Origin of the sequence: Paenibacillus sp. GYB004, from assembly GCF_036577605.1 — a bacterium.
In the GTDB taxonomy this organism is placed as follows: domain Bacteria; phylum Bacillota; class Bacilli; order Paenibacillales; family NBRC-103111; genus Paenibacillus_AB; species Paenibacillus_AB oceani.
In genome coordinates, this window is record NZ_JARBDB010000004.1 from 331,691 (window position 1) to 358,199 (window position 26,509).

22 protein-coding genes are annotated in these 26,509 nt (G+C 58.6%); 14 read left to right on the top strand and 8 right to left on the bottom strand.

From position 1 onward, the window contains the following. The first annotated feature begins 65 nt into the window (after window positions 1-65). The 3 genes from PV433_RS03390 (at window position 66) to pflA (ending at window position 3,993) form a co-directional block, all read left to right on the top strand. Entirely contained in the window at window positions 66-476 is a 411-nt protein-coding gene (locus tag PV433_RS03390) for a hypothetical protein (RefSeq protein WP_332070780.1), read from the top strand. A 509-nt stretch (window positions 477-985) separates the two neighbouring features. Next, the gene (gene pflB, locus PV433_RS03395) at window positions 986-3,247 is read left to right on the top strand and encodes a formate C-acetyltransferase (protein WP_332070781.1); all 2,262 of its coding nucleotides are present in this window, start codon (window positions 986-988) and stop codon (window positions 3,245-3,247) included. Beyond that, window positions 3,244-3,993 carry a pyruvate formate-lyase-activating protein gene (gene pflA, locus PV433_RS03400; protein WP_332070782.1) on the top strand — a complete coding sequence of 250 codons (750 nt, stop codon included), beginning with the start codon at window positions 3,244-3,246 and terminating at the stop codon, window positions 3,991-3,993. The genes pflB and pflA overlap by 4 nt, the downstream gene beginning before the upstream one ends. 81 nt (window positions 3,994-4,074) lie before the next feature. Here the strand turns inward: pflA and PV433_RS03405 are convergent, their stop codons facing one another. Continuing rightward, window positions 4,075-5,313 (bottom strand): aminopeptidase, encoded by a 1,239-nt coding sequence (locus PV433_RS03405; protein WP_332070783.1) that lies wholly within the window; start codon window positions 5,311-5,313, stop codon window positions 4,075-4,077. A gap of 202 nt (window positions 5,314-5,515) precedes the next feature. On the opposite strand from PV433_RS03405, the gene PV433_RS03410 reads away from it, so the two are divergent. The 3 genes from PV433_RS03410 to PV433_RS03420 are packed head-to-tail and all read left to right on the top strand — an operon-like array spanning window position 5,516 to window position 9,129. Next, entirely contained in the window at window positions 5,516-7,300 is a 1,785-nt protein-coding gene (locus tag PV433_RS03410) for a B12-binding domain-containing radical SAM protein (RefSeq protein WP_332070851.1), read from the top strand. After that, window positions 7,287-7,454 carry a hypothetical protein gene (locus PV433_RS03415; RefSeq protein ID WP_332070784.1) on the top strand — a complete coding sequence of 56 codons (168 nt, stop codon included), beginning with the start codon at window positions 7,287-7,289 and terminating at the stop codon, window positions 7,452-7,454. Before PV433_RS03410 ends, PV433_RS03415 begins: the two co-directional genes overlap by 14 nt. Window positions 7,455-7,503: 49 nt before the next feature. Further along, a complete protein-coding gene (locus PV433_RS03420; RefSeq protein WP_332070785.1) occupies window positions 7,504-9,129 on the top strand; it encodes a sensor domain-containing diguanylate cyclase in 1,626 nt (541 codons plus the stop codon). Between the two features lie 149 nt (window positions 9,130-9,278). On the opposite strand, the gene pdxR is transcribed toward PV433_RS03420, so the two are convergent. Continuing rightward, window positions 9,279-10,757, bottom strand: a complete 1,479-nt coding sequence (gene pdxR / locus PV433_RS03425) for a MocR-like pyridoxine biosynthesis transcription factor PdxR (protein WP_332070786.1) — start codon at window positions 10,755-10,757, stop codon at window positions 9,279-9,281. Between the two features lie 148 nt (window positions 10,758-10,905). Between pdxR and hisC the strand changes: the two genes are divergently transcribed. From hisC to PV433_RS03440, 3 genes are all read left to right on the top strand, one after another. After that, a complete protein-coding gene (hisC, locus tag PV433_RS03430; RefSeq protein WP_332070787.1) occupies window positions 10,906-11,991 on the top strand; it encodes a histidinol-phosphate transaminase in 1,086 nt (361 codons plus the stop codon). A gap of 291 nt (window positions 11,992-12,282) precedes the next feature. Next, window positions 12,283-12,990, top strand: coding sequence for an NAD(P)H-binding protein (locus PV433_RS03435; RefSeq protein ID WP_332070788.1), 708 nt, complete (start codon window positions 12,283-12,285; stop codon window positions 12,988-12,990). Between the two features lie 100 nt (window positions 12,991-13,090). After that, window positions 13,091-14,053 (top strand): hypothetical protein, encoded by a 963-nt coding sequence (locus PV433_RS03440; protein ID WP_332070789.1) that lies wholly within the window; start codon window positions 13,091-13,093, stop codon window positions 14,051-14,053. Between the two features lie 61 nt (window positions 14,054-14,114). Here the strand turns inward: PV433_RS03440 and PV433_RS03445 are convergent, their stop codons facing one another. The 4 genes from PV433_RS03445 to PV433_RS03460 all read right to left on the bottom strand — a co-directional run bounded on the left by PV433_RS03445 (window position 14,115) and on the right by PV433_RS03460 (window position 17,918). Further along, window positions 14,115-15,923 carry a hypothetical protein gene (locus tag PV433_RS03445; protein ID WP_332070790.1) on the bottom strand — a complete coding sequence of 603 codons (1,809 nt, stop codon included), beginning with the start codon at window positions 15,921-15,923 and terminating at the stop codon, window positions 14,115-14,117. A gap of 127 nt (window positions 15,924-16,050) precedes the next feature. Beyond that, window positions 16,051-16,560 carry a divergent PAP2 family protein gene (locus PV433_RS03450; RefSeq protein ID WP_442951469.1) on the bottom strand — a complete coding sequence of 170 codons (510 nt, stop codon included), beginning with the start codon at window positions 16,558-16,560 and terminating at the stop codon, window positions 16,051-16,053. Between the two features lie 45 nt (window positions 16,561-16,605). After that, entirely contained in the window at window positions 16,606-16,965 is a 360-nt protein-coding gene (locus PV433_RS03455) for an SMR family transporter (protein ID WP_332070791.1), read from the bottom strand. Between the two features lie 32 nt (window positions 16,966-16,997). Next, window positions 16,998-17,918, bottom strand: a complete 921-nt coding sequence (locus PV433_RS03460; protein WP_332070792.1) for a decaprenyl-phosphate phosphoribosyltransferase — start codon at window positions 17,916-17,918, stop codon at window positions 16,998-17,000. Window positions 17,919-18,058: 140 nt separating this feature from the next. Here PV433_RS03460 and PV433_RS03465 point away from each other — a divergent pair, with 140 nt between their 5' ends. The 5 genes from PV433_RS03465 (at window position 18,059) to PV433_RS03485 (ending at window position 24,996) form a co-directional block, all read left to right on the top strand. Continuing rightward, window positions 18,059-18,271, top strand: coding sequence for a hypothetical protein (locus PV433_RS03465; RefSeq protein ID WP_332070793.1), 213 nt, complete (start codon window positions 18,059-18,061; stop codon window positions 18,269-18,271). Between the two features lie 756 nt (window positions 18,272-19,027). Further along, the gene (locus PV433_RS03470; RefSeq protein WP_332070794.1) at window positions 19,028-20,323 is read left to right on the top strand and encodes a HEAT repeat domain-containing protein; all 1,296 of its coding nucleotides are present in this window, start codon (window positions 19,028-19,030) and stop codon (window positions 20,321-20,323) included. Next, on the top strand, window positions 20,320-21,801 hold the full coding sequence (locus PV433_RS03475) for a glycosyltransferase family 2 protein (RefSeq protein WP_332070795.1): 1,482 nt from the start codon (window positions 20,320-20,322) through the stop codon (window positions 21,799-21,801). The genes PV433_RS03470 and PV433_RS03475 overlap by 4 nt, the downstream gene beginning before the upstream one ends. A gap of 33 nt (window positions 21,802-21,834) precedes the next feature. After that, entirely contained in the window at window positions 21,835-22,716 is an 882-nt protein-coding gene (locus tag PV433_RS03480) for a response regulator transcription factor (RefSeq protein WP_332070796.1), read from the top strand. Between the two features lie 36 nt (window positions 22,717-22,752). Beyond that, a complete protein-coding gene (locus tag PV433_RS03485; protein WP_332070797.1) occupies window positions 22,753-24,996 on the top strand; it encodes a hypothetical protein in 2,244 nt (747 codons plus the stop codon). Window positions 24,997-25,821: 825 nt separating this feature from the next. Here PV433_RS03485 and PV433_RS03490 read toward each other — a convergent pair. Together PV433_RS03490 and PV433_RS03495 are read right to left on the bottom strand one after the other, a co-directional pair. Then, window positions 25,822-26,151, bottom strand: coding sequence for a helix-turn-helix domain-containing protein (locus PV433_RS03490; protein ID WP_190929924.1), 330 nt, complete (start codon window positions 26,149-26,151; stop codon window positions 25,822-25,824). Between the two features lie 163 nt (window positions 26,152-26,314). After that, on the bottom strand, window positions 26,315-26,473 hold the full coding sequence (locus tag PV433_RS03495) for an anti-repressor SinI family protein (RefSeq protein ID WP_190929925.1): 159 nt from the start codon (window positions 26,471-26,473) through the stop codon (window positions 26,315-26,317). Between the last annotated feature and the right edge of the window lie 36 nt (window positions 26,474-26,509).

Below are 26,509 nucleotides of genomic sequence, written 5' to 3' on the forward strand. Positions count from 1 at the left end.
CCGCTAATGCTCCCTTAATGTTTCCGCCTTACAATAAGTTCAGAGGGGAAAGGAGTGTTCGACTGATGATTTTGTATCGTTTGGCGAAATGGATGGAGGAACGTAAACGGTTAAAGCGGCTGATCGCCGAAACCGACGGGGATTCCGCCGTTTACATCAAACAAAAAGCGGATGTCGAGCGTCTCATGATCCGGGAAGCGCACAGATGGCTGGAGCCGGGAAAAGCGGCCGGCGGCCCTGTGTTAACCGTCCGAGAGCAGGAAGAAAGCTATACGCTGATGCTGGCGCAAATGCCTGTGCAGGAACGGATCGCTCCGCTTCCGGAAGTGCTGGCCGAAGTGCGCAGAAGCTCGCTCGAGACGGCAGCCCATCCCGGCCGGGGCAACACGGGACCGGTGCGCGCCGAAGAGCTCGTACCCGAAGAACTGCTGCATATGCCGCTCGTCGGGGAAGATACGATGCAGCCGCAGCTTTGAAACGCTGTGGCATGAGAATAACGACAAGTCGATTATTTATAATGAAGATACGGGAGCCCGGGCGAATGTCCGGGCTTTTGAATGATTTCGGAGGGGCGCGCTAAGGCGATAAATGATAATAAAGCGAACTGGGAGGCCTTCTGCCCTGCTTATAGCTGGGAAGGAAGCGGTTAAGAGCGGTTTGCAGCCTTTATTTTGTCCGAAACCCGCTTGGAGGAGGAAATAAGAGTTGTTTGAGGCTCTTAAAATGGGGGAAAAGGATGCGGACCGGTCACCGACTGCCAATTGATTGCCCCACGCCGCCCCAGCGTGCGCTCATCGCCGCCAATTGACCACCCAACGTTCGCCCAACGCTCGCACATCGCCGCCGCGCAACCGGTTTTTCGTAACATTGTACTTTTTTTCACAAATTCGAAACGGAATCGGCCCAATCGTGTGATAAATGTCACGCCGGAAGCGATCGATTATCGCCTATACTCAAGGTAGATAGAGAAATGGAGGGATCTGGCATGATCGGCACAAAACCGGCACAAACACAAAACGTTGAAGCATGGCGGGAATTCCGGCCGGGGAACTGGCAGACGCGGATTGACGTGAAAAACTTTATTGATACGAACCTGACTCCCTATCTGGGAGACGAATCGTTCCTCGCCGGTCCGACCGGACATACGACGGAGCTGTGGGCGCAAATTATGGAGCTGACCCGCGCGGAGCGGGCCAAGGGAGGAGTGCTGGACGTAGACGTCGATACCGTATCGACGATCGTTTCGCACGGCCCGGGCTATCTGGACAAAGAGAAAGAGAAAATCGTTGGCGTGCAAACGGACAAGCCGTTCAAACGTTCCGTCCAGCCGTTCGGCGGCATCCGCATGGTGGCCGATGCTTGCGAAGCTTACGGGTTCAAGCTGCCGGAAGAGATGATCCGGCTGTTTACCGATATCCGCAAAACGCATAATCAAGGCGTGTTCGACGCTTACACGTCGGAGATGAAGACGGCGCGCAAAGCCGGGATCATCACCGGTCTGCCCGATGCCTACGGCCGCGGCCGGATTATCGGCGACTATCGCCGGGTTGCGCTGTACGGCGTGGATCGGCTGATCGCGGGCAAGAAGGAAGAGCTGGCCAGACTCGAAGTGGATCAGATGTCCGAGGACGTCATCCGTCTGAGAGAAGAGCTGTCGGAGCAAATCCGCAGTCTGGACGAGCTGAAACGGATGGCGGCCGCCTACGGTTACGACATCTCGCTGCCTGCACAGACTGCGCGGGAAGCGGTACAATGGCTGTACTTCGCCTACCTCGGAGCGATCAAAGAGCAGAACGGCGCCGCGATGAGTCTCGGGCGCGTATCGAGCTTCCTGGACATCTACTTCGAGCGCGATTTGAAGGAAGGCATGCTGACCGAGCAGGAAGCTCAGGAGATCGTCGACCATTTCGTCATGAAGCTGCGTATCGTCAAATTTTTGCGTACACCCGACTACAACGAGCTGTTCAGCGGAGACCCGACCTGGGTGACCGAATCGATCGGCGGCATGTCGCTGGGCGGCGAGCCGCGGGTTACGAAAAACTCGTTCCGCTTCCTGCACACGCTCTACAATCTGGGCCCGTCGCCGGAGCCGAACTTGACGGTGCTCTGGTCGCCGCACCTGCCGTATAAGTTCAAGGCATACTGCGCCAAAGTATCGATCGAGACGAGTTCGATCCAGTATGAAAACGACGAGCTGATGCGCCCGTACTATGGGGACGATTACGGCATTGCCTGTTGCGTCTCGGCGATGCGCATCGGCAAGCAAATGCAGTTTTTCGGCGCAAGGGCGAACTTGGCCAAAGCGCTGCTGTACGCCATCAACGGAGGCGTCGACGAAGTGCTCGGCATCCAGGTCGGTCCTGCGATGAAACCGATCGACTCGGATGTGCTCGACTACGATGAGGTGGCGAAGGCTTATGACTCTGTCCTGGAGTGGCTGGCGAAGCTGTACATGAACACGCTCAACGTCATTCATTACATGCACGACAAATACTGCTACGAGCGGCTCGAGATGGCGCTGCACGACCGCGACATCGTCCGTACGATGGCTTGCGGCATCGCCGGCTTGTCGGTTGTAGCCGATTCGCTCAGCGCGATCCGTTACGCCAAAGTGAAACCGGTCCGCAACGAGAAAGGGATCGCCGTCGATTTCGAGATCGAAGGCGAGTATCCGCAATATGGCAACAACGACGAACGGGTGGACAGCATCGCCGTGGAACTGGTCGAATCGTTCATGAGCAAGCTGAACAAGCATAAGCCGTACCGCAATGCGGTGCCGACGATGTCGGTCCTGACGATCACCTCGAACGTCGTTTACGGCAAGAAAACAGGGACGACACCGGACGGCCGTCAAGCCGGCCAGCCGTTTGCGCCGGGCGCGAACCCGATGCACGGCCGGGACCGCAAGGGCGCTCTCGCCTCGCTCGCTTCGGTGGCGAAGCTGCCGTACGCCTGCAGCCTGGACGGCATCTCGAACACGTTCTCGATCGTTCCGAAGGCGCTTGGCCGGGAAGAAGGGCCTCGTGTGCAAAACCTCGTGTCGATGCTGGACGGGTACGCGACGCTCGGCGGCCACCATCTGAACGTGAACGTCTTCAACCGGGAGCAGTTGCTTGACGCGATGGAGCACCCGGAGAACTATCCGCAGCTGACGATCCGCGTATCCGGCTACGCGGTCAACTTCATCAAGCTGACCCGCGAGCAGCAGCTCGACGTGATCAGCCGTACGTTCCATGGTGAGGTATGACGGGCCGCATCCATTCGCTGGAGACGTTCGGCACCGTGGACGGGCCGGGAATCCGCTTCGTCTTGTTCATGCAGGGCTGCGCGCTGCGCTGCCGGTACTGCCATAATCCGGACTCGTGGGATACCGAAGCGGGCCGCCGGGTGGAAGTCGAGGACATCCTCGCCGAGATTGAGCCGTATGTGGAGTTTTACCGTCTCTCCGGCGGCGGCATTACCGTATCGGGCGGCGAGCCTTCGCTGCAGGCGCCTTTTGTCGCGAAGCTGTTCGCCGCGATCAAGGAACGATGGGGACTGCACACCGCTCTTGACAGCTCGGGTTTCTGCGAGCCGGTGCATGCGGAAGAGCTGCTGCGCCACACCGATCTCGTCCTGCTCGATCTGAAGATGATGAACCGGGAAGCTCATCAGGAACTGACGACCCAGCCGAACGACAAAATTCTGCGTTTCGCCGAGCATTTGTCCACCCAAGGAAAAGCGATGTGGGTCCGCCGCGTGCTCGTCCCCGGCTGGACGGACTCGATGGAGGAGCTTCGCGAGCTGGGACGGTTTATCGGGAAGCTGCGCGGGGTAGAGAAGGTGGAGGTGCTGCCGTACCACCGGATGGGCGTATACAAATGGCAGGAGCTAGGCCGGGAATATTTATTGGAAGGATGCCCGGAGCCGACAGACAAAGAAGTGGAGCGGGCAATCCATTTAATCGAAGAAGGACGGAGAAGCGTGACGGAACCGCCTCTGCACGTCCAATAGAAAGAAATCGAAAAAACCTCCGAACCCTTGATTTCTCAGGGCTTTCGGAGGTTTTTGCATCGATGGCGGGACCGCAGTCGATCAATCGAACTCGATCGCCCAGTTGCCGTCGCGGAAAATCGGTTCCGCCCGGCCGTCTGCGGTAATGCCGTCGATATTCATGCTGGACGAGCCCATCATGAAGTCGACATGGATGAGACTGTCGTTGGCGCCGCGTTCGGACAGCTGCTCCTTGGTCATCTCCGCCCCGCCTTCGATCGTGATCGGATAAGCGCGGCCGAGAGCGAAGTGGCACGAAGCATTTTCGTCGAACAGCGTATTGTAGAAAATCAGGTTCGTGTCCGAAATCGGCGAACGGTGCGGCACAAGCGCCAGCTCTCCCAGCATGCGCGCCCCTTCGTCGGTGTCGAGCAGCAGCTTCAGCGTCTCGTAGCCTTTCTCGGCGGCGAAGTCGACGACCTTGCCGTTCTCGAACCGGAGCGTGAAGTTGTCGATCAGATTGCCACCGTAATTAAGCGGCTTCGTGCTGCGCACGGTTCCGTTGGCTCCGTCCTTATGCGGCATCGTAAATACTTCTTCCGTCGGCATGTTCGGGTTAAATGTGACGCCCTTCTCATTGTCGGTCGAGCCGCCGTGCCAGACGTGGTTGTCCGGCATATTCACCGTGAGATCGGTGCCTTCTCCCTTATAGACGAGCTGGCGGTACTGCTTTTTGTTGAGGTAGTCCACCGTTTTGGAGAGGCGCGCGTTATGCTCTTTCCACTCCTGCACCGGATCGTCCAGATCGACGCGGGTTGCTTTCAGGATCAGCTCCCACAGCTTGGCAACCGCTTCGTCCACAGGCAGATCGGGGAACATTTTGGCGGCCCACTCGGGCGTCGGAGTCGAGATCAGCGACCAGGCGACCTTGTGCGCCATCGTATAGTGGCGCCAGCCTTGAAGCGCCGTTCCGGCCGCTTTCGTAGCCGCTGCCACCCGTTTCGGATCGATGTCCTTCAGCAGGTCCGGATTGGTGGAATAAATGCTCAGGAAGCCGGCCCCGTTCGCCGCGAATTCCTCCCAGCCTTTCGCCCGGAACATCGGGTACTCGCTGAGCGCTTCGTCCGGCGCCAGCTCGTATTTGATTTTGGTAATCTCCTCGTCGTTCCACTCCACGTGCACGTTTTTGGCGCCAGCCTCGTACGCTTTGCGGGTAATTTTGCGAACCAGCTCGACCGCAGTAAGCGGCGCGGATACGACCAGCGTCTGTCCCTGCTGCACGTTAATGCCTACGCGTACCGCCAGCTCCGCATATTTCTCCAGATCCAAATCCGTTGGCATCGCAATCGCTCCTTCCAATTCGAACCGTTATGTAGAATGTCTAAAGTGTACCCGGGTGTACTTGCACTATATCATGCTCGTCTCGGATTTTCAAAATCCGTCCCCAACAAGTTTTTCACAAAAAAGCGATTTTGTGTTCATCCGGTTTTGATGTAGAATTGAGTGTGATCCTACTATTAGAAGACTGAAAGGTTTGAAGCAAATGAACGTGGTCGTCTCCAGTCTGAACGCCAAATACATTCATACCTGCCTTGCCCTGCGATATTTGAAGGCGTTTTGCCGGGACGAATTCGATATCGAGATGGCTGAATATACGATTAAAGATCCGGCGATGAATATCGTATCGGATCTGTTCCGGCGGGACCCGGACGTGCTGGGCTTCTCCTGTTATATCTGGAATATCGAAGAAACGATCCGGGTCGTGCGGATGATGAAGAAAATCAAGCCGGAGCTGAAAATCGTGCTGGGCGGACCGGAAGTGTCCTACGATACCGACCATTGGATGAACGAGCTACCAGAGGTCGATTTCATCGTCATGGGCGAAGGGGAGGAGACGTTCCTCCACCTGCTGCGCGAGATTTCGGGCGACCGGAAGTACCATTTCGTATTCGGCGTCGCTTACCGGAACGCGGACGGCGAGGTGTGCGTCAATCCGGGCAGGCCGAAGCTGAAGCTGGACGATATTCCGTCCCCGCACCGTTTCGCTGAGGACGAGGCGGCGCTGCCGAACCGCGTCGTTTATTTCGAGACGAGCCGCGGCTGCCCGTTCAGCTGCCAGTTCTGCTTGTCGAGCATCGAGGTCGGAGTCCGGTACTTCGATATGGAGCGGACGAAGGCCGACCTGCTGCATCTGATCGATTCCGGGGCGAAGCTGATCAAGTTCGTCGACCGCACCTTTAATATTAAACGCGACTATGCGATGGAGATTTTCCAGTTTCTGATCGACAACCACCGCGGCTGCGTGTTCCAGTTCGAGATTACGGCTGACATCATGCGTCCGGAAGTGCTCGACTTTTTGGCCGAGCATGCGCCTCCGGGCATTTTCCGGTTCGAGATCGGGGTCCAGTCGACCAACGATTTGACGAACGAGCTGGTGAAGCGCCGGCAAAATTTCTCCAAGCTGACCCGGACGGTAATGAAAGTGAAGGAGAGCGGCAAGATCGACCAGCATCTCGATCTGATCGCCGGGCTGCCGGAGGAAGATTACGACTCGTTCCGCCAAACGTTTAACGACGTATTTGCCCTTGGGCCGGAGGAACTGCAGCTCGGATTTTTGAAAATGCTGCGGGGAACCGGTCTGCGCCATGAAGCCGACAAGTACGGCTACGTGTATATGGATCAGGCGCCTTATGAGATACTCGGCAACAGCATCCTGCCGTTCTCCGACCTGATGCGCATCAAGCGGGTAGAGGACGTCCTGGAGAAATATTGGAATTCGCACCGGCTCGACCGCACGGTCCGTTATTTGATCGACCGGCAGTTCGATTCGGCGTTCGACTTTTTCCAACTGTTCGGCGATTACTGGGAAGAGCGCGGCTGGCAGAAGATCGGTCATCAGCTTGAAGATTTGTTCGAGCGGCTGCAATCGTTTCTGGAGCAGCGGGGGACGCCGGACCGGGACGTTGTGCTCGGTCTGATGAAGCTCGACTATTTCATGAACCACAGATACAAGCCGCGCAAAATATGGTGGGACTTCACTTACGACAAAAATGCCCAGGCGTCGTATTTTCGCATAATGGCGGAACGTCCGGAGCAGGCTTCGTCCGGATTCGCCGCTCTGGGGATGAGCGAGAAAGATCTGTACAAGCACGCCGTGCTGGAGACGATTCCGTTCGATCTGCGCCGTTACGAGGCGGAAGGGACGATCGACCGCAGCCGGAGTACGCTGCTTGTTGTCGTATACGCGGCGGACGGATCGGGGCCTCAGTATTTTACGATGCCGATGCCGTCGCCGTCCCGTGAAGCGGAGTCCGTTGTCCGGAACTAACGCCGATGAGCGGATCGGGGGACAACTGCAGCCCAGCCTGGAGACGTCGGAGGCGGCGTATTTCGGCGAAGACGAGCTGCCTGAGCTGTCGCTCGACCCGGAATACGGAATCGCAGATCCGATCGATGTTCGAATATATGCGAAACCCCAGTAAAGAGATCGTTCTCGATTGAGGCGGCTGGGGCATAGGTGGGGATGACCGGGTGCAGACCCTGAAACGGATTTTGAGGATATCTACGTTAAAAGGGCGTCTTCGGTTGTGGGTGGGCCTGCTGATCGCCGCGATGTGTTTGCTGATCGTGCTGTTCATGTCCCTCCCCGTCAAAGTCATCAAGGAACGGGAGATCCATGCCGCGCTGAAAGAAGCGATCGAGGTGCAGCGGCATTTCATCGATAACTGGAAAGCGGAGCGTGCCGCGGATGTCGACTATTTGGCTTCCTTGCCGGGGAGCCGGTCGCTGCAGCTCGATGAGATGAGCAGGCAGATCGAATTGTTCCGGCAGTCGCATGCCGAGTTCGACTCGATCAACTTTGTCAACGCCGCGGGGAAGATGTACTCGGCGAACGGAGGAGGGCTCGAGCTCGACGTATCCGACCGGAATTACTTTACGGCTGCGCGCAGCGGGAACCGCTACGTAACCGAAGTGATGACCGGCCGGGTGAAAGGGCAATCGATCATTGCGTTCTCCTCACCGGTCCGCAGCTACAGCGATGAGTTCGCGGGAGCGATCGTCGCCACGGTCAAGCTGACGACACTGGAAGGCATCGTCAACAGCTTTCAGTTCGGCGAAAGCGGCGAAACGTTTATGCTCGACCATCACGGGTATCGGATTACGAACTCGCCTGGCGGATCGGAAGTTTCGGAGAAGGGCAGACGGTACGATACGGAGATTTACAAGCGGGCCATCGCCGGCGAGCTGACGAGCAAGGCGTACAACAATGTAAACGGCGAGCCTGTATTCGGCGCCTATGCCTGGTCTTCGGACGGAAAGTGGCTGATTGTCGGCGAGACCCGTACGGTCGATATTTATATGCCTTACTGGAAGCTGCTCGTCGTGATGGGCCTCATCTCCGGCCTGGTTCTGCTGGCCAGCTATGCCGCCGCTCTATTGATCACCCGGCCGGTAATCGATCTGCTCAGCGCTCTGCTCCAAGGCACGAACCGGATCCGGGAAGGGAAGTACGGATACCGGATCGATCCGGCTACGTTCCGCACCGCCCCGATCGAGCTGAAGGAGCTGGCGGCGAACTTCAATATGATGTCGGACAAGCTCCAATCGACGGTTCAGCTGCTCAAGGAGTCGGCGGTCGTCGATCATCTGACAGAGGTGTACAACCGCCGGTTTCTGATGAATGAAGGGGCGAAGATCGAGGAGGCGTCAGCCAGGGCCGGCAAGCCTTCGTGTATTTTAATCGTCGATGTGGATTACTTTAAGCAGATCAACGACAAATACGGCCATCTGACGGGAGACCGGGTGCTGAAGCATGCTGCGTCGCTGCTGGTCGCCTGCGTCCGCAAATCCGATGTGGTCGCCCGCTACGGCGGGGAGGAGTTTATCGTACTCGCGACCAATTGCGATATAAGCCACGGCCGGGAACTGGGGGAGCGCATCCGGAAATGGTTTTCGAGCGCCCCTTACCGCGAAGAAAAAATGGAGGTCGGAGTTACGGTCAGCATCGGCGTATCGCAGACGTGCCCGCGTCGAACTTATGGAACGAATACGCTTGAGGATATGATCGAGAGGGCGGACAAGGCGCTGTACCGGGCGAAAAACCAAGGGCGCAACCGGGTGGAGTGCGACGATGCAAGCGTCGAGCCCGAGCCGTAAGAGGGGCTGTAATGGAAACGGCCGCTTGGAATCGGAGCGATTATCGGAAATAGAAGACCGCGTCTGGAACGGATCGGCCGTTCGGAGGATGCGGTCTTTTTTTTGAGCGGACGTTTCCTTATATAGCGGGAGGAACCGATCGTTGATCGCTATCGTGCCGGAATCCAAGCGTTGGCCAATCGCCCGATTCCATCTTCGATCTGTGATTCGCCGAGCCCTCCGAAGCCGAGCAGCACGGTGCAGGACGGTCTCTCCGGGTCGTCTCCGATCCGATAAACGGAGGTCGGATAGACGCGAACCCCGGCTTCGCCGGCGAGCCGGATGAGCTGTTCCTCTTCCGGACCGTCTGCCGCTTCGAGCAGCACGTGCAGCCCGGCGCTCCCGCCGATGAGGCGGAAATGCGGCTCGAGCCGATGCTTGACCTCCGAGATAAGAGCGGCGAGTTTGCGCTGATAGACGCTGCGCATTTTACGGATATGCCGCTGCATGTAGCCTTGCGTCATGAACAGCTCCAGCGTTTTCTGGTGCAGCGGGGACGCCAGACGGTCGAACGGATGAAGCGCGGCTCTCGCGAAGTCGGCGAGCGCCGGCGGCAGCGCCGTGTAGCTGAGCCGGAACGCGGGCGCCAGCGCGCGGGAGAAGGTGCCCATGTAGATGACCGAGCTCGCCGTATCCAATCCTTGAAGGGACGGGATCGGCAGACCCGCATAGCGGAACTCGCCGTCATAGTCGTCCTCGACAATCAGGCCGCCCGTCTCCGCCGCCCAGTTCAGCAGCCTCCGCCGCTTGCCGACCGACATGACCATGCCGTGCGGAAACTGATGCGACGGCGTCGTGTAGACGAGTCGGGCGCCGGAGTCGTACAAGTCCTCGATCCGGATGCCGTCCGGCTCGAGCGCGAGCGGTATGAGCCGGTAGCCGTGCAAGCGAAGAATTGCGGCGATGCCATTGCTGATCGCGCCTTCTACGGCGAATGGCGTAGCTTCCGGCGAATAGGGCGTATTTTGCAGCAGACGGCATATTTGCTCGACCGAGTGGTGCGTGCCTGCGCCTACGACGATGCGTTCCAGCGGACAGACGACGGCGCGCGCCCGGTAGGCGTAGTCGGCTACCGCTTCGCGGAAGCCGGGCTCGCCAAGCGGATCGCCGTACCGGAACAAGTCCCGGTGCTCGGGCAGAAAGCAGCTGCCGAGCAGTCTTTTCCATAAGGAAAACGGAAAGTGGTTCAAGTCCACATCTCCATAGGCGAAATCGATTGCGATATCCGGCTGCCTGAGCGGAGCGGACGGAAAGCTGCCGGTCCCGGACAGGGAACGGGCAGAAGCGCCGTCGTTACCGGTGCTGAGGATGGGAGGCGCCGGACTTCGGCGTTCGAGGTCGGGCTCGGACGGCCGGATTGTTATGCCGCTGCGGGGACGGCTCTCGGCATAACCTTCGGCGAGCAGCTGCTGGTACGCGGCTTCCACCGGCGTGCGGCTTATGCCGAGATGGGAGGCGAGCTTGCGGACGGAAGGCAGCTTCGAGCCGGCGACCAGTCGTCCGGCTTCGATCTCGCGGCGGATATGGCGGTACAGCTGGCTGTACAGAGGTTCGGAAGACGTATGGTCTAATAAAGGGAGAAGCTCCATCAGATGTGCCCCGCTCCTTTCTTCCCTTGAAGGAATCGTTCAACTGTCATCTTGAATATTGATAATCTGGATATTTTCGAAATGTCAGAATTGCCATATCGTAATAGTAACACGAACGATTCCGTTAACGAAAGGAGCAAACCAAGCCATGATCCCGATTCATCCCCGTATCGAAAAACTGCAGCCTTATGTGGCCGGAAGCCGCCCGGAGGAAGGCGTCCGCGCGCTCAAGCTGAACCAGAACGAGAACCGTCACCCGCTCTCGCCCAAAGTGGAGGCGGCGATCCGGACGCTTAGCCCGGAGATGCTGCAGGAATATCCGGATGCCCGCTGCGACCGGCTCCGGGAAGCTTTGTCCGCCGTGCACGGCGTTCCGGCACCGTCCATTCTGTGCGGCAACGGGTCGAGCGAGCTGATTACGCTGCTGTTCCGCACCTTTCTCCGTGAAGGCGATACGGTGGCCATACCGGACCCGACCTTCGCCCTGTATGCCAATGTGGCGGATATTGCCGGCGTCCATGTACGTGCCGTGCCGACGGACGCGAACTTCCATATCGAGCCGCTCGCGCTGGCGGCCGCCGCTCCGCAGGCTGTCATTTTGGCCAATCCTAACGCTCCTACCGGGGTATGTGTCACGGCGGATCGCATCGAGAAGCTGCTGCAGTCGTATAACGGGCTTGTCGTGATCGACGAGGCGTACATCGATTTCGCTCCGGACGGCACTTCGGTGCTCGGTCTGACCGAACGGTACGACCACCTGCTCGTGCTGCGAACGTTCTCCAAGGCGTATTCGCTCAGCGGAGCGAGAGTCGGCTTTGCGGCTGGCAACAAACGTCTGATCGACGCGATGCTGAAGGGCCGGGAGACGTTCAGCGTCAACGGGTTCGCCCAGCTCGTAGCCGAAGCGGCAGTCACCGATCAGGCTCACAAGAACGAGATGGTGGGCCGTATCCTGAGCACCCGTGAACGGTTCGCCGCATCCTTGCAGGCGGCCGGCTGGACCGTATGGCCGAGCACGACCAATTTTATGCTCGTCTCCCCCCCTCCCGGAAGCCTGGGGGCCCAAGAGGTGTACGAAGGGCTGCTCGCCCGGCATATTTATGTGCGGTATTTCGCCGCTCCCCGCCTGGATGACAAGCTGCGTATCAGTGTCGGAACGGACGAAGATATGGATCTTTTGCTGGATGCGCTGCTTCGGATCGAACGGGGCGGAGACGCGGCGATGAATCGGTAAGACGAGTTTGCGAAAGGCTGGCCGGTTGATGGCCGGCCTTTTTACTTCCATTTATAATCCTGCGTACCCATGTGCTGTTTAGAAAAACCTGTTTTTGGTTGAAGGATTGTACAGCTGGAGATTTTTCGCCGAAAATAGCTTCTCCCGATACGAGATGCTTTCACTCTTATTTTGTTATAAGTCGGCGATTATTCATTTATTGGCAAACGCACTTACGGGCTATCCGCCTGACCGAACGGTATAATGTAACTATCGATTGTTTGCGCAAGCGTCGGAAGGGGAGAAACAGAAATGAGAGAGTCGTCAGCGTACGGAGGTGGAAGAACGGCTGTGGTAGCCGGTGCGACCGGACTGGTCGGGAGAGAGCTGGTACGGCAACTGCTCGAGGAGAGCGCCTATTCGAAAGTGATCGCGCTGGTCCGCCGCACAACGGGGATGGAGCATCCGTATCTGGAGGAGCGGCTGACGGACTTTGACCGGCTCGAAGCGGCGGCCGGCGATTTCGCCGGAGCGGATCTGTTCTGCGCGCTCGGGACGACGATCAAGAAGGCGGGATCGCAGGAGTTATTCCGCAAGGTCGATTTCGATTATCCGCTGCGGTTGGCAGAGCTCGGCAGGCAGGAAGGGATTCGCTCGTATTCGCTGGTATCGGCGATGGGAGCGAATGCCCGGTCCGGTATTTTCTACAACCGGGTAAAAGGGGAGGCGGAGGAGCGCATCGCGGCGCTTGGACTTCGTGCGGTGTTCCTGTTCCGGCCTTCTCTGCTGCTTGGCGAGCGTGACGAATTCCGCAGAGCGGAGCGGTTCGCTTCGGCTGTCGCCAAACCTTTGTCCTGGATATTCGCCGGTCCGCTGCGCAAATACAAGCCTGTGGAAGGGGCGGCGATGGCGGCGGCGATGATTGCTTCCGCGCTGCCCGGAAATGCCGGAGTCCATATTCTCGAATCCGATGAGATCGCCCGCGTCGCCCGGCTGTACAACGCCCGCCATTCCCGGTAACGGGGATAGGAAGTTGATCGGATCGCCCTATGGCGAACGCTCGTCCGTGCCGCCTATAATGGGATGGACAGCACGATTAGACGGGAAGGGGAGTACACCAGTGAACCAGAAAGCAAGTTCCGGCTATCAGCGCGCTCCAGCCGCCGCATTATCGCTGTGGTTGTGGAGCCGATTGCATAAATTCGCCGCGCCCCTGGTCGCCCTGCTGGCCTCGGCCTCGATCTTAACCGTACAGGTGGGATTGGCGGGAAAGCCTGCTTCTCAGCACGGCAGCACGAAAGCGACTTGGCTGTGGGAGGCGGAAAGGCTGGCGGACGCGCGCTCGCGAACGGAGATCGTGCAATTCGCGAAAAGTGAACAGGTTGGACGGATATTTGTACAGATCGATACGGATGTGGAGGTTAGCCATTATCGGCAATTTATCCGTACGGCGGCGGAGGCAGGCATCCGGGTTCATGCGCTGGCCGGCGCGCCGGACTGGGTGCTGCCGCAGCGACGGCACGTCATGGCGGAGACGGTCGAATGGGTCCGCGCCTACAACCGTTCAGCCGAAGGAGTGGAGCGGTTCGACGGCATTCAGATCGATGTGGAGCCGTATTTGCTGGACGAATGGAAGCAGGAGCAGACCCGGATTGCGGCTGATTGGGTCGAAACGGTGAAACTTTTTCGTCAGTTGGTCGATAACGTCGGAGGACTGCTGGCCGGCGCCGCGCTTCCGTTCTGGCTGGACGAGCTCCGCTCGCCGGGCCGTTCTGTTACGATGGCCGAGACGATCATGTCGGAGCTGGACGAGGTCGCGCTCATGACGTACCGCAATCGTGCGGATGCGGTAATCGGTTTGGCGGACAAGGAGCTCGGAATCGGCAACCGGATCGGAACCAAGGTATTCGTGGGCGTGGAGACCAATCGGACGGACGAAGGGGAGCATGTGTCGTTTTACGGAGCCGATTCGAGCGAGTTGAATCGCCAAATGGCGGAGATCGAGGAGAAGCTGAGAAACCATCGGTCTTATGCGGGGATTGCGGTTCATGATTATACGGGCTGGAGCAAGATGAAGCCTTAACTTGATTGCAGGCCGGGGAACGGAGTGGAGAGAAGAGGCCGTTTGGCCCGGAGGAGCCTGATTAGGGCTCCTCCCGGACAACCGCGCTGCTTAGGCAGACGGTCGTTCCCGATTTGATCAGCGTCAGCGGATTGTCGCAGCGTAGCGGAGTTTCTTCCCGGAACGGGATTCCATAATTCTCGAAGCGGACCCGGTTCGACCAGCTGAAGGAGAAATCCGTTCTCAGCGGCTTGTCCATCGCAGCCAGCTCCGCGTACTGGGAGCGGAGCTTTTCGCTCCAATTCCACTGCTTGGTCGTATACGAGTAGGCGACCAGGGTAGCGTTAACCGCAAGCAGCCCTGCAAGAGCCCAGCCGCAAACCCGTGTCAGCTGCTCCCGCTTGGACAGCGGGTTTATTTGCGTATGTCCGCGAATCGGGCGGAGCTGCAAGGTGCCCGGGTTCGGACGGGCCCGGACTACGAAGGCGAGCCAGGCGCAAGCGACGGGCACGACCCATACTTGCGGAACGTACCGGGCCCACCAGGCGGCCGGGTTGATGAAGGCCGAAGCGAGCAAAATGGCAATCACCCCGGAAACGGCGATGGTAGCGCCGGCGCTTAGGCCATATGCGAGCATGAGCGCAACCGCGGCGATCAGCAGAATGCCGCCGAACAAAGGGCCGAAGCCGCCTACCGCCACGTCCGGCTCGCTAAAGACGGCTAGTTCTTTGGGCGAGACCGTAAACGGCACCTTGGTCGAGGTCGGCATTTTGTCGGTGCCGTTCTCGCGGGATACGGCAAAATACGACACGGCGGCCTGCTCGAACCGGTTCAGCCTCTCCAGATTGCGCGGCGTGAAGTTTTCCATAATATCGACGGAATCCTTGCCTGCCAGCGGGTAGAACGGATGCCCTTTGCTCAACGTGTTCGTGACGTAAGGATTGTAGCCAACAGCAAGGACGGCGATCAATCCGGCGGCGGCCATCGTGACGAACATCCGTTTCATCGTCGTGAATCTTTCGGTCATGTACAGCGCGATCAGCAGTCCGATGCATAGGACGCCTGCATAACCGAGCGCGGTAAACTTTAAATTGACAGCAAACAGCAGAGACGCGGCAAATACCGTTGGAACGATCCATCCCGGACGTTCCTTTGTTATATCGCTGATCCCCTCTTCGCCGCTGTCCCGATTGCTGCGGGTTTTGCCGCTGAATAGAAGCGCGCCCAAGGCGAGCATAATCATCAGCGAGGACGACAGCATACCGTCCACGTAATAGCTGAACGCCTGAGTGACGCTGATCGGATTGAACGCTACCACGGCTGCGAGTACGACCGCTGCCGCGGGGCGGAGGCGGCCGGCGCCGAGGGAGAGCAGGGCAGGGACCGCCAGCAGGAACGATGCGAAGATCAGCAGCAGGTTAATCAGCTTGCCGTGTTCGATGAGTCCGGTCGCTTTATAAAAAGCGGCGGCGGCGATCTCGGCAGCCTTGGCGTAGTGATTGATCCATTTCTCGTGCGCCGTAGGCAGATCCAGCGGAGCGTCGTAGACCGGATTCCAGCCGTTGGCCAGATGGATGATCGCCTCCTGGTGGTAGGCTTGTCCATCGTAAGACAGATCGAAAAAGGCACCCGCCACCGCAAAAGACACGGCGAACGGAATGACAGCCGCCGCAAGGGAAGACAAAAACAGCGGGATCGGGCGATCGGGATCGTAGTGTCTGGCGGCGAACCACCCGAAGGCGATCGTTCCTGCCGCACTGATCCACAATAGAAGCGGCGATACGGGCAGCTTCACGAGAAAGCCCGCCGCCGGCAGTACGAACAAGAGGGAAGTGAACAACACAAGCATCATTCCGGAAATTAAGCTAAGGGTCAAGAGTCGGGTCTTCATCGTCATCTCCTTCTCCGCATGTTGTTAATTTGCAGTTTCGGTCTCACGGTCTCACCGCTGCAGGCGGGAGGCGGCAAGAGCGGAAAGCCGTCGCCGTCGCCGTTGCCGTAGGTGTAGGCGGACAGCTCTACATCCATAGCGATATGCACCAGGCTATCAGCGTACCTACCGCCAAGCCGCCCAGTACTTCGGTGCGCGTATGGCCCTGTTTCTCTCGGAGCGGCCGGTTGGGCCGCTCGCCGCCAAGGCTATGGCCCGGGCCGTTGCCGGTGCCGGTTTCATCGGCGGCAACGGAGTGCGGCCGGTGCCGGCCCGCCGCGGATAAAGCGTTGATCCGGACGGCGGCTTCTCCGACGGCGCGCCGGACTCCGGTAGCGTCGATGACGACGATCATCGTCACGGCTACCGCGAGCCCGAACATGGGCGAGCCGAACCCCGCTTCGAAGCCGGCGAGTACAGCCGCCGAGGAGATCACCGCCGTATGCGTGCTCGGAAAGCCGCCGTTGCCGATATGGCTCCGGGCTTCGGCTCCGTATCGTAGCCGGTTGACCGCGTATTTGATGCAGCCGGATGCCACCCAGGCGGCGACCGGCGTTATAGCGAATAACCATTCGTTGCCGTAAGCGTTCAGGGGCAACGCCTCCTTTTTTCCGTGATGTCTGTCTGGAGTGGGCTTGTCCGGTTACGAGCGGGCGATAAAGATGACGCCGCACGAGATGAGTCCGACGCCGACCCATTTTTGAACCGATACCGTCTCCTGAAAAAATATCGCTCCCGCCGCCATCACGACGATATAGCCGAGGCTGACCATCGGATAAGCGGTGCTGAGCGGAAACTTTTTCAAGGCGAAGAGCCACAGCAGCAAACTGAATCCGTAAGCGGCAAGCCCGGCCCACAGCGGCCATGACGACAGAGCCCGCAGTAATCCCGCCACTGCCCCGGTCCCGCCTGCAGGTTCGTCCGCCGGGGAGACGCCCCATTTCAGAAACACCTGCCCGAGCGCACCCAGCAAAACGGACGTGATCAGTACGGCTACGTTCATCTTTCTTCCCCCCTTATAGCGAGCCGTTTGGTTTATTCCATATACACCAGGATAAACGCGACCGAGAACGCGTACAGCACGACGGTCAGCAGGATCGGTTTGTCCTCGAGCAGCACCTTCTCCGGACGTCCCCCTTTACCTTCCATATGGATCAAATACAAATAACGGAATATGCCGTACAGGACGAATATGATCGTCCACATCAGATGGATCGTATGCCCGGACGTAAACGTAAATAAGGCATAGCTGATCAAAGTGGCCGTCGTAACGATGCCGACGAGCTGGTTCAGCAGCTCTTGAGAGTAATAAGCGAGCACTTTGCGATGGGCGGCTCCGTTCGTCTTCAATAGGTTGAGCTCGTGCTTTCGTTTGCCGATCGCCAAAAATAAAGCGAGCAGCAGCGTACAGACGAGAAACCACGGGGTAAGCGGCACGCCGATCGCCAGGCCGCCGCCGATCGCCCGCAGCACGAAGCCGGAAGCGATGAGCAGCAGGTCGAAGATGACGACGTGTTTCAGCTTAACCGAGTACAGCACATTGACCGCAAAGTATACGATAACCGTAAAGCCGAAGCTGACTCCCAATGCGAAAGCCGTTCCGATGCAGGCAATAAGCAGCACGCAGCCGAAAAACAGCGCGGCATGTGGGTTGATCGCCCCGGAAGCCATCGGGCGGTGACGTTTCTCCGGATGCAGCCGGTCGGACTCGCGGTCGGTGTAATCGTTCATGATGTAGACGCAGCTCGAGACGAGACAGAAGAGGACGAACGCAACGACGGCTTGTCCGAGCATGGCGACGGAGGCGCTTTTCACGGAAAAGATGAGCGCCGCGAAGACGAGCAGATTTTTCGTCCACTGGCGCGGACGCAGCTGGCGAATATAAGCAATAACCGGGTTAAAGGCCGGTGTCGGCTTTTCTTCCTCCCATTTGGCGTTAGCGTTGAAAGGGGCCATGTTCTTCGTTCTCCTTTGCTGGTGATGACGTATCGTGCAGGTTCTCCGGCGCTGCCGGGCGCGTTGCGTTACGGTGCGGCAAGACGCAAGCTCCCGGGATGCAGCGGCCGTGCAGCTTAGTTAGCGGTGAAGCGCCGCGCTTGACGCTGGTTAGCCGCATGGCCCGGAGCCTAGGGAGCGCTTGGCGATCAACTGGCACGGGGACCGGGCAGAAGGAGCGGGGGGCGCCGCCGGGCCGGCAGCTCGGCAGCTTGCAGCGCGTCGGCTTGGCTTGCGGTGCAGCACAGCAGGCAGAGCGTAGGTACGGGTACGGCGTGGAGCGCCCGCTGAGCGATACGAGCAGCAATGAATAAAGTAACCTATGTCTCGGCATGAGCCGCCCAATTCGCACACTCCGCGCGCGATAAGAGAATGAGAGCAGCTCTTATTTAGCTGAAAAGCGTCGATTTTGTCGAAATAAGAGTTACTAGCAGCTCTAATATCAGCATGACCCGCCCATTTTACGCTTTCCCGGCAACAATAAGACGTCCAAAACCGCTCTTATTTAGTTGAAAAGCGTTGATTTCGCAGAAATAAGAGTTGCTAGAAGCTCTTATCCAGCTCGGGGACGCCGAATGTACTCGGAAACGCCGGATGCTTCTGGAAACGTCGAGTTGTTTCGGAGCACCGAATGTACCCGGGAACGCCGAAGTTACTCGGAAGCACCGGCTGTGCTCCGGAACACCGGGTTGTCCAGAAACGTCGTAGCCGGCGGCACGAGCAATTCCCACTCATCCGCCTCCCCGGCCCGGTCCCCAAATGCCCAGCAGCTCTCCAACAACGAAAGAGAGTCGGATCACGCTGCTCTTCCAGGGGCTTCCTTTCTTTCGTCATTCATTATAACGAACATGTAATTCATTATAAAGAACGAAAAACGTTAGAATAACGAAGGAAACGATGAGATACTAGCGAAAATGTTCACTATATGAAACAATAACGCGATTTTCGAATTTTTTATCGAACGATAATTTAGGTATACTAGTATCGTCGTTCTCAATAAAGAACGAATAACCCTACAAACAAATAAACCTTAAGCCGACGGAAGGTGATGGAGAAGGAGTGTTGCTGGGATGCCACTAAATGCTGTATCAGCAGTTTTACCGTTCGTGTACGCACTGTGCGGACTGACCGCAGTCGGATTCGCCGCCCTTTACGGCTTACGGTTGCGAAACCGGCGGCGCGGGAAGTTAAGCACCGCTTATAGGGAGAAACACCGCGAATATTTCAATTACGTAGGCGCAAATCTGGACGGCGAGGAGGCGCTTCGCCCGCCTGCCGGTTCCCTCGAGCCGCTCGAGCTTAGGGTGATCGGCCGGAAGTTAGAGGAATGGATGGAAGGGATCGAAGGGCGGCACCGCGACCGGCTCGCCGAGCTGTGCCTTACGCTCGGCCTGGTCGGCCTCGAGCGTGGCCGGCTCCGCAGCCGGCTGCCGTGGGTGCGCATCGACGCCGCCCACCGGCTCGGCGCCATGCGGGCCCGCGAAGCGGCGCCGGAGCTGCTGACGCTGCTCGCGCTAGAGCCGCCCGGCCCTGCCGGCTTCGTCATCGCCCGCGCCGCCGCCAAATGCACGCGCTCTGCCGACGACTTGCGGCAGCTCGCGGAGCTGCTGGCGGCGCGGGCTCCCGGCTCCCGCGAGCTCGCCGCAGACATTCTCGCCTCGTCGCCGCTTGATCCGCAGCCGCTGTACGCGGAGCTGCTGGAGTCGGACGACGAGCCGCTCATCCTGTTGGCGCTCGCCGGTCTCGCCGGCGGCGGCCGGCTCGCCGCTCCCGCGGCGCTGGCACGGCTCGCAGATGACGCGCGCAAGGAAGTGCGCGTCAAAGCGGCCAAGCTGCTGCTCGCGTATCCCCATCTGTTGCCGAACGGGAGGCTTGACGCCTTCCTGCGGCACGACGATTGGGAGATTCGCGCGGCAGCGGCCAAGGCGGCCGGCGAGCTCGGCAATCCGGCGAACGCCGTAAGGCTCCGCCGTTCGCTGCGCGACGGGCAATGGTGGGTGCGCCACCATGGGGCGGTCGCGCTGACGCAGCTCGGGGACACAGGTTTCCGGGTGCTGTGCGAGACGGCCGGCGCCCCCGACGAAAGCCCCGAGACACGCAAGGCGGCGTACGACGCGATCCATGAAGCGCTGAACCGGGCCTCGTCCCCTTGGACGGACAGCGAGTCGCTGCAGCTGGCGGTCCGGTGGAAGCGGATGGCCGCTGCGATGACCGCCGGAGGGTACCCTTCCGGGGCACAGCAACAGCAGCCGGCATTCGCCTCAGGCGCGTCCGTCTCGCTAGCCGCCGCTTCTTCCGGCGGACCGGCTCCGGTGCCGGCAGCAACGGCTACAGGCAGCCGGCCGGCAGAAAGGAGAATTCGATGAGATCGCTTTTGCTCGGATACGGATTATTCGCTTCCGCTCTGATTATAGGCTCATGTCTGCTTTACTTCATAATCATGCTGCTTTCCCGGAGGACCGTGCTCGCTACGATCCAGAGCGCGGCGTACTCCCGGTTCCGGGAGCTAGGACATTCGGCTTACACGCCGCCCGTGTCCGTGCTCGTTCCCGCTTATAATGAAGAATTAACCGTACTGGAGAGCGTCAGATCACTGCTGTCGCTCGATTACCCCGGCTATGAGGTCATCGTCGTCAACGACGGCTCGAAGGACGGGACGCTCCAGGTGCTGATCGAAGCGTTCGGCTTGCAGCCCAGCTCGGTGAGCGGCTACCGGCGTACGCTGCGCTCCCGGACGATCCGGCAGGCGTATCGCAGCCCGCTGCATCCGCGGCTCCTCGTCATCGACAAAGACAACGGGGGCAAGGCGGACGCGCTTAATGCGGGAATTAACGTATCCCGCTATCCGCTCATTGCGACCGTAGATGCAGATTCGATGCTGGAGAAAGACGCGCTGCTCCGGCTCGTCCGCACCTATATGGAAAATCCCGAGGAGCATATCGCGGTCGGCGGCAACGTACGAATCGCCAACGGCAGCACGATCGAGCACGGAATGGTCCGCAAGTCGAGGATGCCGAGACGATGGTTGCCGGCGATCCAATCGGTCGAATACGCGAGATCGTTTTTGGGAGGCCGGATCGGCTGGAGCGCGTTGAACGGGCTGACGATCATTTCCGGGGCGTTCGGCCTGTTCCGCAAAGACCGGCTGATCGAGGTCGGCGGATACGAGCCGGGTTGCCCCGGCGAGGATATGAACGTCGTTCTTAAGCTTCACAAACGGATGCTCGATTTGGGATTGCCTTATTCGATCGTTTTTTGCCCCGACGCGGTATGCTGGACGCAAGCTCCCGATACGCTCGAGGTGCTGGCCAGCCAGCGTAGGCGGTGGATGCGCGGAAGCTTGTGGAATTTGGCCGCGTTCCGTTCCATGCTGTTTATCCCGAAATACAAAACGATCGGGTTCTTGTCGCTGCCCTACACGATCATCTATGAAACGCTCGGCCCTTACTTGCGGCTGACCGGTTTTCTGGCCTTGGTCGGCTACTGCTTGTTCGATATGACGAACTGGCCGATACTGGCTATGTTTATTGCGGTAAACGCGCTGGTCGGTCTCGTCTTTACATGCGGCGCGCTGCTGATCGACGAGATGGCGTTCCGGCGTTCGCCGGCCGGCAAAGATTTGGCCAAGACGATCGTTTGCTCGCTGCTCATGGCGGTCGGCTACGATCAGCTGCAAGCGCTCTGGAAGCTCACCGGACAATGGGAGTACGTACGCAAATCCGATGCATGGGGGAATATGGTGCGGACAAGCTGGCAGGAGGGAGCAGACAGCTCGGCAACCTCTCCGGCGGCGGCCGCGAAATCGGGCAAGCAATCGCAGACGGCGAAAGCACCTGCCGTATAACGAATGATACGATAAATAAGGAGGACATATACGATGAATACACCACCTGCGGCATTACGAACATGGACGGAGAAAGGGCAGGGGCTGCCGGCCCCCGCCGGGCAAGTTGTAGGACTGGCCTTTCCCGGACAATGGCTGGAGCGGCTGCACGAGCTGCAAAGATCCGAAAGCGAAGCCTGCGGGCTGATCGCGGCGAGAATCGGCCGGCTCTCCGGCGAGAGAGCGGAGGCGCTGGCGGCATCGATGGACCCTCTGACCGAAGGGGCGGCGCCGATCGTCGACTACTCTGCGGCTGACGGCTTGCTTGCGGTCTGGCTGCCCGGGGCGCTGCTGGCTTCCGCTCATTATTCGGCGATGGCGATCAAGCCGGTACTGGAGCAGCTGTCGCCGGAAGTCGCCGCGCTTGTCGTCACCAGCTTTCCGGAAAGCGCCGATCCAGCGGCCGAAGCGTTGTCGGAGATTGCAGCCATGCTGGACATCAGGCCGGCCCGGACGAAGGGCGAGGAGGCCGACATCGAGCTGTATGTCAAACCGACCGAACCGGATGCGGACAGCTCGATTGTCGTAGTCGATCATAACGAAGAACTGGCCGATCTGGTCCGGCTGCGCCTCGAGCTGCAAGGCTACGACGTTCATGTCGCGGCCGACGGCGTGAATGGGCTCCGGCTCGTCGAGGACAAGCAGCCGGATCTGGTGCTCACCGAGCTTTCCTTGCCCGGGATGGACGGCTACGAACTGATCCGGCGCATCCGGCGGACGGGAGACGGAACCCGCCGGTCGAAAGTAATGGTGCTGACAGGCAAAGGGTTCGATATGGACGTGCAGGCCTGCTTCGATATGGGGGTAGCCGATTACGTGCGCAAGCCGTTCTCGCCGATCGAGCTGGAGGCGCGAATCCGGCGGCTGCTCGGATAACACAGTCAGGAAATCAGGAAGGGGGGCTTTCCGTCGATGAATGCGAACAAGGGCTGGCTGTACCGGCTGCCCAAATGGATACTGCCGATTGTCGTGGCGCTCGCCGTCTGGCATTACTGGCCGGTTAAGCAGGTCGAGAGCGTAGAGCATGCCGACGGCTCGCGAATGAAGTTCCGGACGAACGGCGATTCGCTGGAGCAGTATAAGGACGGTCAGTGGTCGCCCTTTTTCGTTAAAGGGGTGAACGTCGGCGCCGCTATGCCCGGGCACGATCCGGGCGACTTGCCGATCTCCAAAGAGACGTACCGGAAATGGTTCGCGCAGATCGCCGATCTCGGCTCGAACGTGATCCGCGTATACACGATCCTGAAGCCGCAATTTTATGAGGCGCTGGTCGAATACAACGAAGAACATCGCGATCATCCGCTTTATTTCATCCAAGGAGTATGGGCGCCGGAGGAAGATTTGGCCGAGAAACGGGATGCGTTCGATCCGGACATCTACGACCAGTTTCAGAGCGAGATCGTCGAGGCGGTTAATGTAGTGTACGGCAATGCCGACATTCCCGAGAAGTTCGGCAAAGCGAGCGGCGTGTACCGGGTCAATGCGAGCCCTTACTTAATGGCTTGGCATATCGGTACCGAATGGGACCCGATCGCGGTCCGGGATACGAACGACAAACATGCGGAGAAATGGACGGAGCCGTTTGTCGGGGACCGTGTATCGGCCAAGCCGGGAGCGAGTCCGTTTGAGAACTGGCTGGCCGTTATGCTGGACGGCTTGGCCGTACGGGAGGCGCAATACGGCTGGCAGCATCCGCTGACGTTCACCAACTGGGTGACGACCGATCCGCTTACCCATCCCGGGGAAGTGCTGATCGAAGAAGATTTGGTCGGAATCGACGCGAACCATGTGGGACCGGTCGATTGGGCGGCCGGCTATTTCGCTTCGTTTCACGCTTATCCGTATTATCCGGACTTTTTCCGGTTCGATGAAACGCTCCGGGACATTCCGGACGAGTCCGGCAATCCGAATACGTACCGTTCGTACCTTCGTCAGTTGAAAGCCCATTTTCCGGATATGCCGGTTATGATTACCGAATTCGGAGTGCCTTCCTCGCTGGGCATCGCCCATGTCGGCACACTCGGACGCGACCAGGGCGGGCATAACGAAACGGAGCAGGGCCGGATCAACGCTTCGCTGATGAAAGATATTTTCGATGAAGGGATGGCCGGAGCGATCGTGTTCAGCTGGCAGGACGAATGGTTCAAGCGGACGTGGAACACGATGGATTACGAGCTGCCGGCAAGCCGCCGCAAGCTGTGGACGAACGTGCTGACGAACGAGCAAAAGTTCGGGCTGCTCGGTATGTTCTCCAGCAAGGACGGCCCGCTTATCATCGACGGAGACGACAAAGATTGGGAGAAGCTGAAGAGCGGCGACAAGCAGAAGCTGAATGCAGGAGCGCCCGGCTACAAGGAGCTGTGGATGACCCACGACGAAGCTTACGTGTACCTGCTCGCCAAGCTCGACCAGCCGTTCGACCCGCAGCAGCGGACGCTGTATATGGGAGTCGATACGATCGCAGGGGGCAATAAGCACGGCAAGGAGCTGGCCGGGCGCCAGCTCGACGAAGGGCTCGAAGCGCTTATCTCTTTGGGCGCGGCGGAGGAGAGCGAAGTGAGGCTGGCCGCCAACTACGATTTCCACACCCGTCTGTACGGGAAAAAGTACGGCATGTTCGAGGTCGGGCCGGAAGCTTCGCAGGACGATTCGGGTGTTTTTGCCCCGTGGAAACTTTCCGTCAGCCTGGAGCTGATCCCGCCGGATACGCGCAAGTACCATCCGTTCGAGGAAGTCCCGGTAGGGCAGTTGAAGCGCGGCACGAACAACCCGGATCTGCCATCGGCCGACTCGCTGGTCATGTGGGAAGCCAAAGGCAATACGGTGGAGCTGCGCATTCCGTGGATGCTGCTCGGCTTCACCGATCCGAGCTCGCTGCAGGTGATGAGTTATGCCGACAAGGACGGCAAATTCGCTTCGACCGATACGAAAGGCATCCGGCTTGTGCCCTGGATTGCGGATAAGGCGACAGGAGAAGCTGTTGGACTGGAGGATACTTCTTCGGGCGGACTGTTTCCGGTATCGCGTCTGCCGGTCTACAGCTGGAACGCGTGGGACGAGGTCGGCTACGTCGAAAGGCTCAAAGCGAGCTACGGCATGATGAAGCAGGCGTTCGGAGAAATGGGCGGGAACGTCCCGGCCCCCGATCAGCGCTAGCGCAAGGCTGGAGAACGACGGAGGGGCAAGGGTGGTAAAGGCTTGGATCGTCGCCGGAACTCCTTGCTGACACGTCAAAGAAGGCTCGAGCATCGCGCGAGGTTCTGGTAGAGGAGCAGCAGTGCTTTCCGTTTGTTCAAGTCGGGAAGCAGGGCTGCTTCTTTTTTTGAAGAGCCAAGAAAGTATAAGTTTTCAGCAGAGCTGAATACTTTCTGCTCGCAAAAAAAGCTACTTCTTACACAGGGTCATTCGTCGTGGAAAAGGCTTCGTTTTGAAGATTTTTTTTATTACCAGACCGTTTAAGTTCTCCACCGTGTTAAAGCGAAGGTGAACCTGGAATTAAGCTAAGCCATGTTCTAAAGGACATGGCTGATGCTATATTGCTATAAAACAAGCTTTTTAAAATGTAACGGTCACCACAGCGCTTATTTGCTCGAACCCCCTCCAAAAGTGACGCTTCTCCTCATGTAGTTGCAGCTATGTCCATTAAAAATCAAATGGATCGAAATTCACCACAAAAACGGCCGCTGTGACCGTTACAGTTTCTCTACCCAGAAAAAGCTACCACTTACGCAGGGTCATTCACCGTGGAAATGGCTTCGTTTAGTCGTTTAGAAGCTTTTCTTAAATTTATCAGAAAGTATATCGTGGGAGTGGCTCTAACTCTCGGTAAACGCCAGCGTCAGAAGACGCTGGTAGGGGTTTATCCTTATGCCCCTGCGGTTTGGCCTGGGGAGAGGCGGCGTGTGAGAGCAAACAAAAAGCGGCTGCCTGTACCGGAGCCGCCTCATCCCAGCTAACTTTCTGTATTCAGCTGTCAGCCGTTCACAAGCTCTGCTTTTTGTTGCGCCACTTGTTGTACTCGAGAAATTCCAGAAACTGTTCCTTGCTGATGCCCGACGCCATCGCTTCGCGGACGAGCTCCATCCACTCAGGGTCCAATCCGTCTGCCGGACTCTGCTTGTCGTGCAAAAACGTTTCAACCGGCACGTTCAAAACGGCGCATATTTTCTCGAGAAATTGTATGGAGGGATTGGACTGAATGTCCCGCTCGATCGAGCTCAGATATGACTTCGCCACGCCCGCTTTCTCGGCCAGTTCGCTGATCGTGAGCCCTTTCTCCAGACGAAGTTCTTTCACGCGTTTGCCTATCATGCGACTATCCCCTTTTTTCGCGTGCCCATCGCCGCTGTTGTCAAGTACCATCATACCAAAAACCGCGTCTGGTTGCATGTGCAAAACGGACGAGATCGGTTGGAAAAGAACATTCGCAGACCGCTTGTAAGCGTTGCCACAAATAAACCCGGAAAAGCCGGCCTTAATCAGGCTCGTCTCCTCCGGGCGTACACTCTTGAAGAAATTGACGTACTTCTTCTATGGATATACCGATTTCTTTTGCCGCGATCATTAAATGAATCCAATTCGGGTCCAGCCTGGTGTCGTGCTCGTGTTGCTCTAGTTGGCGAAAGCCTTGCATGCCGCACTCCCTCCTGTATCCTATGGATTGGTCGGT